The organism is Streptomyces canus (assembly GCF_030816965.1).
Taxonomy (GTDB): Bacteria; Actinomycetota; Actinomycetes; order Streptomycetales; family Streptomycetaceae; genus Streptomyces; species Streptomyces canus_E.
This window is the reverse complement of record NZ_JAUSYQ010000002.1, coordinates 8,202,151-8,216,716: the sequence shown is the minus strand read 5'-3', so window position 1 is coordinate 8,216,716 and position 14,566 is coordinate 8,202,151. Positions and strand designations below refer to the sequence as shown.

Sequence of the window (14,566 nt, the reverse complement as noted above, 5' to 3'; positions counted from 1 at the left end):
TACGGCGTGCCGGCGGTCCTCCTCGCGTGCGGTCCCGTGGTGACGGTGGCCCTGCGTCGCCGACGCGGGTGAGGCGTTCCCGGCGGACCGTTGCTCGCAGCGGGCGTGGCCACGGCGGCGAGTCTGACGTACGGGTACGGCGTGCCGGCGGTCCTCCTCGCGTGCGGTCCCGTGGTGACGGTGGCCCTGCGTCGCCGACGCGGGGTGAGGCGTTCCCGGCGGACCGTTGCTCGCAGCGGGCGTGGCCACGGCGGCGACTCTGACGTACGGGTACGGCGTGCCGGCGGCCCTCCTCGCGTGCGGTCCCGTGGTGACGGTGGCCCTGCGTCGCCCGACGCGGGTGAGGCGTTCCCGGGAGTCCGGGGCCGCCCCACCCTCGCGGTGCGCTAGGCGGAGGCCGTCGGCCGCCGTGAGGCCGCCGTCGCACTGGCCACATCCGTCAGCGGACGCAGCCGGTACGTGTACGAGTAGTCCCGGTTGGCGAACAGCTTGTACTCGTCGTGGGTGTGCGCGCCCCAGCTGTTGTCGCCGCCGACGCCCATCTGCCGGTGGTTCACCCGCAGGACGACCGCGTCGCGCGGGGTGAGCTGGTAGTCGTGGCGCACCCCGCCGGACAGGTCCTCCGGGGTGAAGTGCGAGGCGTTGACCTCCAGGAGAGGTTCGCCGGAGACCAGCAGTCCCACGCCGTCGCGGCCGGTCAGGGCGGCCCAGCGGACGTCGGTCTTGTTGCCGTTCTCCTGCGGGCGGATGTAGGGGGTCCACTGCTCGGCGACGGTCCCGGAGTAGAGCCCCACGTCCGTACCGTCGTTGCGGTCCCAGTGGTTCTCCTCGGGTCCGCGGCCGTAGTAGTGCAGCCGGTCCAGGTGGCGCGGCAGGAACAGGATCGTGCCGACCTCCGGGATGTAGGGCAGTGAACTCGCCCCCGGGTGCAGGGTGTTGTCGACCTTGATCTCGCCGTTGCCGAAGACCGTGTAGGTCGTGGTGTACGCCGACTCGGTCGTCGTCGGCAGCGTGCCGCTCACCTTGATCTCGACGGCCCGGTCCTGCAGCGCCCGCACGCTCACGTCGGTGACCTTGCGGTTCGTGCCGGCGTCGCGCCAGGTCTGGTTGCGGGTGTGCTGCCCGTTGCCGTGGTCGTTGTCGGTGGGCGCCCGCCAGAAGTTGGGCACGGGCCCGGAGGTGATCAGGCGGGTGCCGTGGGATTTGTACGATGTGATGGTCCCGCTGCTCCTGTCGACGGTGACGGAGAAGTCCTTGCCGGTGACGGTGACATGCCCGGAGGCGTCCTCGTATGTCAGCGCCGGGACCTTCGCGAGCGGCACCGGGGTCACGGCCGGACTGTCCGCGTCGACGGCGAGCTGCTGCTTGGCCACCTCGAAGCCGGCCTTCGCCCAAGGGGTGGACTCCGGGAGGGTGAAGGAGAGTTGGAGAAAGTACTCGGTGCCGGGCGCGGGGGCGTTCGGGAGCTTGTACGGGACGGTGATGTCCTTGCTCGACAGCGGTGCCAGATTCAGCTGGTCCCGTGTCAGCTTCCCGCGCTGCACCACCTTCCCGTCAGCGGAGAGCGTCCAACTGCCGTCGAGTTCACGGAGGTTGGTGAAGAGGTACTCGTTGGTCAGGGTCACCGACCCGTCCGCGGCCCAGGACGCGTTGACCGCCTGGTAGATCTGCTTGACCTCGGCGGCCTTGCCGGTGTGGCCGCGGTCGGCGGTGACGATGCCGTCGGCGACGAAGGCACCGTCGTTGGGGTTGTCGCCCCAGTCGCCGCCGAACGCGAAGAAGGTCTTCTGGGCGGGCCGCTTCTCGGTGAGCCCCACGGTCGCCGCGTCGAACCAGAACCGCACGCCCTCGTCGCCGGGCCCCCGGCTGCCGGAGGCCAGTTCGGCGGCGCTCAGGGCACGGCCGTACACGCGCGCCTTCCTGATCGTGCCGCTGAACTCCCTTGTGGAGTTGTCGACATCGACGGCCAGCGCGAGCGGCGCGGTGTTGCTGCTCGGCCGCTGTGTCGTGGTCTTGGTCGCCCTCACCTGGCCGTCCACATGGAGGGTCAGCGTGCCCGCGTCCGCGTCGAAGACACCGGCGACATGATGCTCCCTGCCCGTCCAGTCGTCCGGGAGCGCCCAGGTGGCCGTGATCCACTGACCGCCGCCGTAGATGAAGAACTCCAGCGTCTTCCCGGACTGTTTGAGGGCGTACTGCGTGTCGCCCTTGGCGACGATCGGCTGGTGATAGCCCGTCGCCTTCGGGGTGACCCAGGCCTCCAGAGTCAGCGAGCCGGTGAGGTCGAGGCGGGCGTCGCGGGCGAAGACCGTGCCACCGGAGACGCCCTTGTCGCGGTCGAACCTGGCCCTGGCAGGCAGGACTTCGCCCTTCAGCGCGCCGGGCCCGCTCTCGGTCAGCAACTGGCGTACCGGGACGGGCTCGCTGAGGGACTGGTCGACGAAGTCCCAGATCCAGCCGCCCTGGAGGACGGGGTAGCGGCGGACGATGTCCCAGTACTTCTTGAAGTTGCCGTTGGAGTTCCCCATCGCGTGGCAGTACTCGATCATCACGTACGGCCGGGTGTCGGAGGTGTCCTTGGCGCGCTGCTCGACGCGTGCGGGGCTCTCGTACATCTCCGAGCGGATGTCGCTGATGGTGGGCCGGTCGTCGCCCTCGTACTGGACGACGCGGGTGGTGTCGTACGACTTGATCCAGTCCCGCATGTTCACGAAGGTGCTGCCGCCGCCCGCCTCGTTGCCGAGGGACCAGATCACCACCGAGGCGTGGTTCTTGTCGCGGTGGACCATGTTCTGGGCGCGGGCCACACAGGCCGCGCTCCAGTCGGGGTGGTTGCCCGGGTACGCGTCGCGGATGCCGTGGGTCTCCAGGTTGGTCTCGTCGACGAGGTAGAGGCCGTACTCGTCGGCGAGTTCGAGCCACAGCGGGTTGTTGGGGTAGTGGGAGGTGCGGACCGAGTTGATGTTCATCCGCTTGATGATCGTGATGTCCTTCACGAGGTCCGCGCGGGTGAGTGCGGTGCCGCGGTCGGGGTGCATCTCGTGGCGGTTGGTGCCCCGGAAGGAGACGGGTTTGCCGTTGATGCGCATCAGCCCGTCCTTCAGGGCGAACTCACGCAGGCCGACGCGGTGCGAGAGCGTCTCGATCACCTTGCCGGCGGGGTCGCGCAGCCGCAGGACGGCGGTGTAGAGATTCGGCTGCTCGGCCGACCACAGCTTCGGCGCGGGCACGGCCTTCGCCGCCTGTACGGTCGTCTCGTCGCCGGCGTCGAGGGCGACGGCCTGCTGGAGCGGGCGGGCCCAGACCGCGTGGCCGCCCGAGTCGTACAGCTGCGTCTCGACCGTGTAGCGGCCCTGGTTGCCGCCGGCGTAGTCGCGCACGCTCGCGGTGACCGAGAGCTCGGCGGAGGTGTAGTCGTCGCCGAGCGGGGTGTCCAGCTTGAAGTCGCGCAGGTGGACGGCCGGGGTGGAGTAGAGGTAGACCGAGCGGAAGATGCCGCTCAGCCGGATCATGTCCTGGTCCTCCAGCCAGTCGCCGTCGGAATAGCGGTAGACCTCGACCGCGATCTGGTTCGTGCCCGGCTTGAGGTGCGGGGTGATGTCGTACTCGGCGGGCGTGTACGAGTCCTCGTGGTAGCCGACGAGTTCACCGTTGATCCACACGTAGTGCGCGGACTTGACGCCCTCGAAGTGCAGGAAGGTCCGCCGCCCCGACCAGTCCTTCGGGACGGTGAAGGTGCGCCGGTACTGGCCGACGGGGTTGTAGCGGGTCGGGGCGGCGGGCGGCTGTGCCTCCTCGCCGAGGCCGTTGGGGCCCCACCAGGGGTAGGTGATGTTGACGTAGATCGGGAAGTCGTAGCCATGCACCTGCCATACCGAGGGAACGGGAATGGTGTCCCATTCCGTGTCGTCCACGTCGGTGCGGTAGAAGTCGGTGTCGCGATCGGCGGGGCGGTCGGCGTAGGCGAACTTCCACGTGCCGTCGAGGCTCAGCCGGTACGGCGAGCGGGTGCGGTCGGCGGCGAGCGCCTGGCCGACATGGGCGTACGGCATGAGGGTGGTGTGCGGGGGCTGGGTGCCCACCCGGAAGAGATCGATGGCGCCGTTCCACTCCGGCGCGCCCTCCGCCGCGTGGCCGCGACCGGCCAGGGGACCGGAGGACAGCGCGAGGGCACCGAGGACGGCGGCCCCCGACTCCAGCAGACGCCGGCGGCTGATGGGGGCAGGCAGATACGGGTGGGGCATCGGTGGAACCTTCCTCGGGACGACAGTGCGGTGTACGTACTGAGGGAGCGTCAATTCCTGTGTGCTATTGGTGACTTTGAGGCACAGGATGCGACTCAACCTAGATCCCGAAGACTTCCTAGGCAATGACTCTGTCGGACTTTGTGGGGTCCTGGGGACATGACGACATGCGGCAACCCCCGCGTGCGCTCACGCGGGGGTTGATGACCACGTCAGCCCGATCGGCCCAGGACTCCGCAAGCCCGCCAGCAGGCGATCACACGATCGAGCTCATTCGACCTCGTGCGGACTCCCTGGCGAGCAGTGGCCGTACCTGTTTGGCCAGGTCGCGCAGGGCGGCGTCCAACAGCGGCCTCCGGCCGCGGGGGCCTCCCGGGACCGGACCACGCACAGGATGCGTGTCGCCGCCCCGGGGTCGAGTACGCCGGGAACAGCTCGCCCAAGACCGTTCGGGGCGCGCGGCTGAACGGACTCACTCCCGCTCAGTCCGCAGGAACGGTGCCGTGGGATGCCGTGGCGTCAGCTGGTGGCCGGCAAGGAGGGCAGTCCGCCGCCGAGGAACCCGGTGACGGTTCCGACCACGGTGCCCAGGAGGCCGGTGACCGAGCCCACCACGCCGCCCAGATCCAGCGAGGTCAGTGACGTGAGCAGGTCGTCGACCGCGGACTGGAGCGAGGCCAGGAGGTCGGAGACCGGGTCGGCCGCCGCGGTCCGGTCCGTGTCGCTCAGTTTCCGCAGCTGTTCCTGGACATCGGCGTTCGCCGCCTTCACGGCCTTCGCGTGGGCGGCCGCCTCGCTCGCGCCGAGGTGGGTGCCGTCCAGGGCGGTGATGTCGGTGACGGCGTCCAGGAGGGGCTGGAGGACGCTGCCGTGCGCGGAGCGGTCCAGTGCGTCGAGGCGGTCCGTCAGGGTGTCCGCCTCATCGGTGCCGTACCAGGTGGCCGCCTGAGCCACACCGTGGTTCGACGCGCCGCGGCCTGCGTCGACGACCGCGGCCGCGGCGCCGACCGGGCCGAGGATCAGCGCGGTACAGACCAGCGTCGGCAGGAGAAGGCCGCGGGAGACGAGGGGGCGCATGCAGGGTCCTTTCGAAGTGTTTCTTTGGGCCCACCGTGAGAACCGCCCCCGCTCCGCGCAACCGGTCACGAGGCCCCCACGCGGACGAGCATCGGGTCAAGACGCTTCTGACCAGGATTTTCCCCGCCTGCCCCCCCCGCTTTCGGCGCCTGCGGCCATTCGGCCGTCAGAGGAGGAGCCCGGCGAAGGTCAGTCGACCTGCCGCGCGAACGCCTGGTACGCCTTCTCGTCGAACAACACGAACCGCGCCTCCTCCACCGCGGTCTCCGTCTCCCGTACGGTCTCCACGGCGATCCGGGCGGCGTCGTCGATCGGCCAGCCGTAGATGCCGGCCGAGACGGCCGGAAAGGCGACGGTCCGGGCGCCCAGTTCATCGGCGACGCGCAGGGACTCGCGGTAGCAGGAGGCCAGCAGCTCCGAGCGGTCCTCCTCCTGGCTGTAGCGGGGGCCGACGGTGTGGATCACCCAGCGCGCGTCCAGGTCGCCCGCGGTGGTGGCGACCGCCTTTCCGGTGGGCAGCCCCTTGCCGTGGTGACCGGCGCGCAGCTTGCGGCAGTCCGCCAGGATCGCGGGGCCGCCGCGGCGGTGGATGGCGCCGTCGACTCCTCCCCCGCCGAGGAGGGAGGAGTTCGCGGCGTTGACGATCGCGTCGGCGCTCTCCCGGGTGATGTCGCCCTGGACGAGCTTGATGGTGGTCATGAGCACCACTCTTCCAGCCCGCCCCGCCGGGGGCAGCCCGGTCAGATCTGCTGTCGCAGCCTCCGCCATACGGCTTTCGCGGCGTTGTGGCCCGACATGCCGTGCACGCCAGGTCCCGGTGGGGTCGCCGACGAGCAGATGAAGACGGCCGGATGAGGGGTGCCGTACGGGGACAGGGAGAGCCTGGGGCGCAGCATGACCTGGAGTCCGCTGACCGCGCCGGAGCCGATGTCGCCGCCGACGTAGTTGGCGTTGCGGGCGGCCAGTTCGGGGGGGCCGGCGGTGGCGCGGGCGAGGACACGGTCGCGGAACCCCGGGGCGAAACGCTCCAGTTGGCGCTCGATGGCGTCGGTGAGGTCGCCGGTCCATCCGCTGGGCACGTGGCCGTAGGCCCAGAACACGTGCTTTCCGGCGGGGGCCCGGCCGGGGTCGACGACACTCGGCTGCACCGTGATCAAGAACGGCCTGTCGGGTGCGCGGCCCTCCCGGGACGCGGCGCGCAGGGCGGTGCCGATCTCCGCGGTGTCGGCGCCGATCTGCACGGTGCCGGCGCCGCGCGCCTCCTTCGCGGTCCATGGCACGGGGCCGTCGAGGGCGTAGTCGACCTTGAAGACGCCCGGGCCGTATCGGTAGCCCTCGTAGTAGTTGCCGAAGCCGGCGATGCGGGCCAGGGCGGTGGGCGAGGTGTCGAAGACGTACGCGCGCGCGGGCGGCAGGTCGTCGAGCCGTTTGACCTCGTAGTCGGTGTGGACGGTGCCGCCGAGGTCCGTGAGGTACGCGGCGAGCGCGTCGGAGATGGACTGGGAGCCGCCGCGGGCCACGGGCCAGCCGCGGGCGTGTGCGGCGAGGGCGAAGACCAGGCCGATGGCGCCGGTGGCGAACCCGCTGAGCGGGGCCATGACATGCGCGACGAGCCCGGCGAACAGGGTCTTCGCGCGCTCGTCGCGGAACCGGCGCATCAGCCAGGTCGACGGGGGCAGGCCGACGAGACCGAAGCGGGCGAGGGTGACCGGGTCACGGGGCAGCGCGGTCGCGGGCAGGGACATGAAGTCGCGGGCCAGGGTGTCCCACCTGGGCAGGAACGGCTCGACGAGCCGTCGGTAGGTCCCCGCGTCGCGCGGTCCGAACGAGGCGGCCGTCTCGGCGACCGACCTCGACAGCACGGCGGCGGTGCCGTCTGGGAAGGGGTGTGCCATGGGCAGCTCGGCATGCAGCCACTCCAGGCCGTAGCGCTCCAGAGGCAGGGCACGGAACGCCGGGGAGTTGATGCCGAGGGGGTGGGCCGCGGAGCACGGGTCGTGCAGGAAGCCGGGGAGGGTCAGCTCCTCGGTGCGGGCTCCCCCGCCCACGGTGCCGCGCGCCTCGAAGACGGCCACGGAGAAGCCGCGGCGGGCCAGCTCCACGGCAGCCGTCAGTCCGTTCGGCCCCGCACCCACCACGACCGCATCGAGCATCGACGGCACCTTCGGACCCCTTCGTCAGCCGATGGCCAGAGGATCAGGATATGCCGGGGGACCGACAGTCTCGGGGTTCGGGGTTGGTGGCTGCTCACCAGGGAGTGCGCACAAGGCCGGATTAGCTCGATCGCGTGATCGTCCGCTTACGGGATTGCGGAGTCCTGGGCTGTTTGGGCTAGCGTGGTCGTGCGACCTGGGACACCGGGTACGGCGTCTGGGGGCACCCCCTTTGGGGGAGTGCGGGGCCCCTGCTCCACCAGAGGATGGTTCAGGGCCTCCCCGTCGCCTCTGGCCGTACCGACCTGACAGGTCGCACAGGGAACTGGCCTCCCGGGCCCGGACCGCGCACAGGATGCGTGTCGCCGCCCCAGGGTCGAGTACGCCGGGGACCAGCTCGCCCAAGACCGTTCGGGGCGCGCGGCTGAACGGACTCACTCCCGCTCAGTCCACAGGAACGGTAAGTCGGGGCTGGTTCGGGTTCCGGGGCCGCTCGGGTTCCGGCTCCGGCGCCCGACTCTGGTTGGGGGATCCTGCGCGCCGCCCGTCGGGGCCGGTTCTGAGGCCGCTCCGGCGCCGGCTCCCGTTCCCGGCTCCGGCTCCGGCTCGCCCAGCCCTGGCCCGCCCCGGCGGGCGCGTCAGGCCTCGCCCGCCAGCAGCGCCCGCACCCTGCGGGCCGTCGCCGCGTCGCGGGCCGCGGTGAAGGGGAGGGTGTTGCCGCCCTTGATGCGGAACGGTTCGCCGGTGAGGGTCAGATGGGTGCCGCCCGCCTCCTCGACCAGCAGCAGGCCCGCCGCGTGGTCCCAGGCCGCCTCCCAGGAGAAGGCGACGGCGTCCGACTCGCCGCGGGCGACGGCGAGATACTCCAGGCCGGCCGAGCCGCACGCCCGCGGTGCGACGCCGTCCGTCCACAGTCCCAGCAGACCGCGCTTCTGCTCGTCCGTCGTGTAGTCCGGGTGGGAGGTGGCCACTTGGAGGTCGCGGCCCGGGTCTGGGACGCCCGCGTACAACCGCTCGCCGTCGAGGAACGCGCCCCGGCCGCGTATCGCCGTGGCCAGGTGGTCCCGGGCCGGGGCGTACGTCCAGGAAGCGAGCAGAACGCCGCTCTTGGCCAGCGCGACCAGCATGCAGAAGCCGGGTTCGCCGTGCACGAACTGCCGGGTGCCGTCGACCGGGTCGACGATCCAGACCGGGGTGTCGTCCTGCAGCGCCTCGTACGACGCCGGGTTGGCGTGGACCGCCTCCTCTCCGACCACGACCGAGCCGGGCAGGAGGGCGCCGAGCGCCTCGGTGAGATACCGCTCGGCCAGCCGGTCGGCGTCCGTCACCAGGTCGTGCGGGCCGGCCTTCTGGTCGACCTCATGCGCGGCGAGCCGCCTGAAGCGCGGCATGACCTCGGCCGCGGCGGCCTTGCGCACCGCCTCTTCCACGTCGTCCGCGTGCCGGTCGAGAAACTCGTCGATGGTTTCCGTGTCTTCGATCATGACTCCATGAGAGCACGCGGGACTGACAATCCCCACCCGCCCGATGGAGGGTGGGTGGAATCGCCGTGAACACCGAGATCCGGAAGCAACGACGCTTATACCGGGGCAAATTACGCGATCGTGACCGAGACGCTGCCGAGTCGACGGCATCGCCGACCACAGCCGTAGCCAGTCCGCCACGCCCCAGCGCAACGGCAGGCGGCAGGCGGCAGGCGGCAGGCGGCAGGCGGCAGGCGGCAGGCGGCAGGCGGCAAACGCTTCAGCGGCGCCGGCGGCATCCGGCCTCTGGGGAGCAGCTGGCGGGTTGGCCGGGCTGGTGTGTGGCGGGCTGTGCCTGCCGGGTGATCGGCTGACGCCGGACCCGTGTCGCTACCCTGCCGACGCCCCCGCGCAGCTCCGTCACCGCCCCACCGCATACCCCTGCATCCCCCGCGGATTGGCCCCCGCCGACAACACCCCCGTCTCCGGGTCCCGCGCCACCGCGCACAACCGTCCCTCCGACCACGGCTCCCCCACCGTCACGTCGTGGCCTCGCCGCCGTAGCCCTTCGACCACCCCGGGATCCGTCCGCGCCTCCACCGTGACGCTTCCCGGCCGCATCCCCCGGGGATAGAACGACCCCGGGAAGCTGTCGTTGTGCCAGTTCGGGGCGTCGATAGCGCCTTGGAGGTCGAGGCCTCCGCGGACCGGGGAGCGCAGGGCGAGAGCCAGGAAGAAGTGGAGCTGCCACTGGTCCTGCTGGTCTCCGCCGGGCGTGCCGAAGGCCAGAACCGGCACTCCGTCACGCAGGGCGATCGAGGGGGTGAGGGTGGTGCGGGGGCGGCGGCCGGGGGTGAGGGAGTTGGGCAATCCCTCCTCCAGCCAGGTCATCTGGAGCCGGGTGCCCAGCGGGAAGCCCAGTTCGGGTACGACGGGGTTGGACTGGAGCCATCCCCCGCTGGGTGTGGCGGCCACCATGTTGCCCCAGCGGTCGACGACGTCGAGATGGCAGGTGTCGCCCCGGGTCGTGCCGTCGGGGCCGACCTCGGGCTCACCCGGCACGGGAGACGTGGGGTTCTTCGCGACCGTCGGCTCCCCCACGCCCATCGGGCTGAAGCCGGGCTCGTCGGTGACGACCACGCGCGCGTGCGCGCTCAGCCGGGGAACACGCCCACCTGGACTGCCCGGCCGGAGCTCGTGGGAGGCCTTGTCGCCGACGAGCTCACGCCGTTCCGCGTTGTACTGCGCCGACAGCAGCTCACCGAGCGGCACTTCGGCCGCGTCCCCGTACCAGGCCTCCCGGTCGGCCATCGCCAACTTGCAGCCCTCGACCAGCAGATGGACGTACTCGACGGACCCGTACCGCGGCAGCTCGGGTGGCAACAGCGCCAGTTGCTGGAGGAGGACAGGGCCCTGGCTCCAGGGGCCGGCCTTGCACAGGGTCCAGCCGTTCCAGTCGTACGTCGCCGGCGCCTCGTAGGTCGCGGACCACCCGGCGAGATCGGCGGCCGTGAGCGTGCCCGTGTGCCGCGAGCCGCTGGTGTCCATGGTGGGTCGCTGCGCCTGCCGTACGAGCGCCTCGGCGATGAATCCGGTACGCCACACCTCACGAGCCGCGTCGATCTGCGCGGCCCGGTCGCCCGCCCCTGCCACCTCGTCGATCAGCCGCTTCCAGGTGGCGGCCAGGGCGGGGTTGCGGAACAACTCGCCGGACCGCGGGGCCTTGCCGCCCGGCAGGTACACCTCCGCCGACGAGGTCCACTCCGTCTCGAACAGCTCCCGCACACTCTCGACGGTCGCGCCCACGTTCTCCACGGGCGCGTGCCCGTCCTCGGCGTAACCGATGGCGTACTTGAGCACGTCGGCGAGCGACTTGGTGCCGTGGTCGCGCAGGAGCAGCATCCAGGCGTCGAAGGCGCCCGGGACGGCGGCGGCGAGGGGGCCGGTGCCGGGGACGAGATCCAGGCCGAGCCCCTGGTAGTGGGCCACGGTGGCTCCGGCGGGCGCGACCCCCTGCCCGCACAGCACCCGCACCTCCCCACCGGCGGGCGCGAGCAGGATCGGCACCTCACCGGCGGGCCCGTTGAGGTGCGGCTCGACGACGTGCAGCACGAAGGCCCCGGCCACCGCCGCGTCGTACGCGTTGCCGCCGTCCTCCAGTACCGCCATCGCCGACTGCGAAGCCAGCCAGTGGGTGGAGGACACCATGCCGAAGGTGCCTTGAAGAGTGGGACGGGTCGTGAACACGCCTTTCACCTCGCACTTTCCGCGCATCGGCCGGACCGATCGGCGCTCGGGACCAGCCCTGGGGAGCAGGTGGGGAGCCCAAGCCGGCACCCTCCCCCACCCGCTCCCCGACAGGCTATCGATCGCCCCGCGCCCGTATCGACGTCGTCTCTCTGCTGCGCGTGGACACCGCAGTGACTACTCGGGCGGTACGGCCCCGTAGTCACCGCCGGGCGGACGGACGCCCTGTCACGCCGACGGTCGTCTGCCCACCGTGAGCAGATGCCCGCTCGCCCCCAGCAGCGTCGGCTCGGACTCGATGTGCCGGCACGCTGCCAGCACGGTCTCGCGCCGGACCGGGTCGTCCAGCCAGTCCTCGACCCCGCCCATCAGCCAGGCCACGCCCTCGACGCCGTACTGCCCCTCGACGGCCAGCCGCGCGTCCGTGAACTCCGCGGTCACCTCGTCCGGTTGGGCGAACTGGGCGACCGTGAAGAAGCCCTCCTCATGGTAGGGATGCCGACCGTCCGCGAGGACGGCGTCGGTGCGTTCGCGGTGCTCAGGGGTGAAGTAGCGCTCCTCGCGCAGCAGGTCGTGCAGTTGCGCGTACCGGTTGATGGTGGCCGCGACCACCAGCCCGCCCGGCCGGACCACCCGGCCCGCCTCGGCCAACGCCTGTACCCGGTCGGCCTGTTCGGGCAAGTGGTACAAGGGGCCGAGCAGGAGCACCACGTCGTACGAGGAGTCGGACGCGGCCAGCTCACGCGCGTCCCCGAGTCGAGCGGCCACCCCCGGCAGCCGCGAGGCCTGTTCGACGTGGAGCGGTACGGGGTCGACGAGTTCGACCGCGTACCCGTCGCGCGCGAGCCACTCCGCGTGCACCCCGCTGCCGCCGCCGACGTCCAGCACGCGCGCGGGCACGGCCGGCAGCAGCCGTCGCAGTACGTCCTGCGTGCGCCAGAACTCCAGCCGTCCGGACGGGGCACCGCCCGGTCTGAGGCGGGCGTCCTCGGTGCCCTGTGCGTAGTAGGCGAGGATCTCTTCGCGCATCCGCGGTGGTGTCTCGGTCATCGCCTCAGAGTGCTGATCGCAGGCCGTGGCGGGCAAGGGAATATCAGGAGCCGCGCGCCGTCACCAGCCCCGACTCGTAGGCGAAAACGACCAGTTGGGCGCGGTCACGAGCACCCAGCTTCGTCATCGCTCGGCTGATGTGCGTCTTGGCCGTGAGGGGGCTGATCACCATGTGCTCGGCGATCTCCTCGTTGGTCAGGCCGCGGGCGGCCAGGGCGGTCACCTCGCGTTCGCGGCGGGTGAGGCACTCCAGGCCGGGGGCGGTGGACCGGTCGGGTGGGCGGGAGACGAACTCGCCGATCAGGGTACGGGTGACCGCGGGGGACAGCAGGGCCTCGCCGCGGGCCACCACCTCGATGGCCTGGAGCAGGTCGGCCGGTTCGGTGTCCTTCAGCAGAAAGCCGCTCGCGCCCGCCCGCAGTGCCTCGAAGACGTACTCGTCGAGACCGTAGTTGGTGAGGATCACCACGCGGACCCCCGCCAGCTCCGGATCGGCGGCGATCCGCCGCGTCGCTTCGATGCCCGTCATCACCGGCATCTGTACGTCGATCAGCGCGATGTCGGGCACCTGTGCGCGCACCAACTCCACGCCCCGCTCCCCGTCCGCCGCCTCCCCGACCACCTCGATCCCGTCCTCGGCGTCGAGCAGGGCCCGGAATCCGGCCCGCATCAAGGCCTGGTCGTCTACGAGCGCCACCCTGATCACCCGGATACCTCCACGCGCACAGAGAATCCGTCCCCCGCCTCACTCGCACCGTCTCCCCCGAAACCGGCACAGGGCCCACCGTGGAAGCCGCCCCCACCGCGGCGGCCGATCCCGCGTCCGCCGTGAACCCGCCCCGCACCCTCACGGCCGACCCACACCGGCAACCCGCCCTCCACGGTCCCACCCCACACGCGCCCCACCACGAAACCCGCCCCGCACTGTCGCGGCCGACCCCGCACACCGGGCCCCACCGCGGGGGCTGGACGCGACTCCCCGCCAAACCGCCACCCACCTCGCACCCAACCCCGGGGCACCGGAAGCCTTCCCCCGTCCTCAAGCCCCCGCGCCCCGATCACACCGCCTCCCCCGCCCCCAAAGGCAGCTCCGCCCGTACCGAGAACCCGCCCTCCGCGCGCGGGCCGGTGTGCAGCGTGCCGCCCAGGGCCATGACACGTTCGCGCATGCCCGTGAGGCCGTGACCGGGCTGTGGCGGTCGGTCCGGGTCCGCGGCCCCGTCGTCGTCCACTCGGATCGTCAAGTCGTCCTTGCCGTAGGCCAGTTCCACCCGCACCTTGGCCGGTCCCGCGTGCCGGGCCGCGTTCGTCAGGGACTCCTGGACGATCCGGTACACGGCCCGGTCGAGCGGAGCGGGCAGGGCGCACTCCTCGCCCGTCACGCTCAGTTCGACGGTGAGACCCGCCGCCCGTGCCCGCTCCACGAGCAGCGCGGGGGTGCCGGTCGGCTCGTCGGTGCGCAGGACCTCCAGGGTGGCGCGCAGTTCGCGCATGGCCTCGCCGCCCGCCTCCTGGATGGCGAGCAGGGCGGGCGGCACCTCCTCGCCCCGCTTGCGGGCCAGATGGACGGCCACGCCCGCCTGGAGCTTGACAATGGAGATGCTGTGGGTGAGGGAGTCGTGCAACTCCCGGGCTATCCGCAGCCGTTCCTCCCCGGCGCGGCGCAAAGCGGCCTCCTCCCGGGTGCGCTCGGCCTCCAGCGCGCGCTGTTCGGTCTGGCGCAGATACGCCTGCCAGTTACGGCCGGCGAGGCCCGTCACCACCGCGCACACGAACCAGCCCGCGAGCAGCGCGGTCTTCTCGACCGCCTCCTGGACCGTCGGGCCCGTGAGCGCGTACGCCCCGAGGAAGACCCCGCTCGCCGCGGCCGCCCAGCCCCGGTGCCCCAGCTGGGACGCCAGGTGCACGGCGGCGAAGACGGACAGCGCGCCGAGGGATCCCGGGTGGGCGTGCAGGACGTAGGCCGCGCCGCTCACCGTGGTCACGGCCAGCACCACCAGCGGCACCGCGCGGTAGAACACGAGAGCGGCCGCACTCCCCACGAGGAGCGCGTAGTCGAGGGCGGTCGTGTCCGCCTCCAGAGCCGCCGCGACCACGACAAGTGCGCCGACCACGACCACGAGGGCCAGATCGGCGAGTCGTTTGTGGGTGGCCGAGTCGACCGCATGCCCGCTCATGCCCACACGCTAGACCGCGGCACCGTCACCGGCGTCAACCCTGTGGACAACTCCCCCGCTACTCCCCCCGTAGTAGTCCCCGACCCGTCCCGCGCTCACGGATGCAGCGCCAACTCCCTTCGGCCGTACGACGACCAGGGCCGCCGTCGGGGCGC

Annotated in this window: 9 protein-coding genes; all 9 read right to left on the bottom strand. The window is 71.7% G+C overall.

Annotated features, from left to right (window positions below):
- Positions 1-386: 386 nt before the first annotated feature.
- Positions 387-4,244, bottom strand: coding sequence for a glycoside hydrolase family 2 TIM barrel-domain containing protein (locus QF027_RS38665; RefSeq protein ID WP_307079985.1), 3,858 nt, complete (start codon positions 4,242-4,244; stop codon positions 387-389).
- A 519-nt stretch (positions 4,245-4,763) separates the two neighbouring features.
- Entirely contained in the window at positions 4,764-5,321 is a 558-nt protein-coding gene (locus QF027_RS38660) for a hypothetical protein (RefSeq protein ID WP_307079983.1), read from the bottom strand.
- Between the two features lie 189 nt (positions 5,322-5,510).
- Positions 5,511-6,020 (bottom strand): O-acetyl-ADP-ribose deacetylase, encoded by a 510-nt coding sequence (locus QF027_RS38655; RefSeq protein WP_307079980.1) that lies wholly within the window; start codon positions 6,018-6,020, stop codon positions 5,511-5,513.
- A gap of 41 nt (positions 6,021-6,061) precedes the next feature.
- Entirely contained in the window at positions 6,062-7,474 is a 1,413-nt protein-coding gene (locus QF027_RS38650; RefSeq protein WP_307079979.1) for a phytoene desaturase family protein, read from the bottom strand.
- A gap of 638 nt (positions 7,475-8,112) precedes the next feature.
- Positions 8,113-8,958 carry an inositol monophosphatase family protein gene (locus tag QF027_RS38645; protein ID WP_307079977.1) on the bottom strand — a complete coding sequence of 282 codons (846 nt, stop codon included), beginning with the start codon at positions 8,956-8,958 and terminating at the stop codon, positions 8,113-8,115.
- 399 nt (positions 8,959-9,357) lie between these two features.
- Complete coding sequence (locus QF027_RS38640; protein WP_307079975.1) at positions 9,358-11,184, bottom strand: gamma-glutamyltransferase family protein; 1,827 nt, start codon at positions 11,182-11,184, stop codon at positions 9,358-9,360.
- A 228-nt stretch (positions 11,185-11,412) separates the two neighbouring features.
- Positions 11,413-12,234 (bottom strand): class I SAM-dependent methyltransferase, encoded by an 822-nt coding sequence (locus QF027_RS38635; RefSeq protein ID WP_306974359.1) that lies wholly within the window; start codon positions 12,232-12,234, stop codon positions 11,413-11,415.
- Between the two features lie 43 nt (positions 12,235-12,277).
- The gene (locus QF027_RS38630; protein ID WP_057608292.1) at positions 12,278-12,940 is read right to left on the bottom strand and encodes a response regulator; all 663 of its coding nucleotides are present in this window, start codon (positions 12,938-12,940) and stop codon (positions 12,278-12,280) included.
- A gap of 352 nt (positions 12,941-13,292) precedes the next feature.
- Complete coding sequence (locus tag QF027_RS38625) at positions 13,293-14,411, bottom strand: sensor histidine kinase (protein WP_307079973.1); 1,119 nt, start codon at positions 14,409-14,411, stop codon at positions 13,293-13,295.
- Between the last annotated feature and the right edge of the window lie 155 nt (positions 14,412-14,566).

Bases quoted from the DNA above. Each gene is read 5' to 3' on its own strand.
- QF027_RS38665 (WP_307079985.1), bottom strand. From the start codon at position 4,244: ATGCCCCACCCGTATCTGCCTGCCCCCATCAGCCGCCGGCGTCTGCTG.
- QF027_RS38660 (WP_307079983.1), bottom strand. From the start codon at position 5,321: ATGCGCCCCCTCGTCTCCCGCGGCCTTCTCCTGCCGACGCTGGTCTGT.
- QF027_RS38655 (WP_307079980.1), bottom strand. From the start codon at position 6,020: ATGACCACCATCAAGCTCGTCCAGGGCGACATCACCCGGGAGAGCGCC.
- QF027_RS38650 (WP_307079979.1), bottom strand. From the start codon at position 7,474: ATGCTCGATGCGGTCGTGGTGGGTGCGGGGCCGAACGGACTGACGGCT.
- QF027_RS38645 (WP_307079977.1), bottom strand. From the start codon at position 8,958: ATGATCGAAGACACGGAAACCATCGACGAGTTTCTCGACCGGCACGCG.
- QF027_RS38635 (WP_306974359.1), bottom strand. From the start codon at position 12,234: ATGACCGAGACACCACCGCGGATGCGCGAAGAGATCCTCGCCTACTAC.
- QF027_RS38625 (WP_307079973.1), bottom strand. From the start codon at position 14,411: ATGAGCGGGCATGCGGTCGACTCGGCCACCCACAAACGACTCGCCGAT.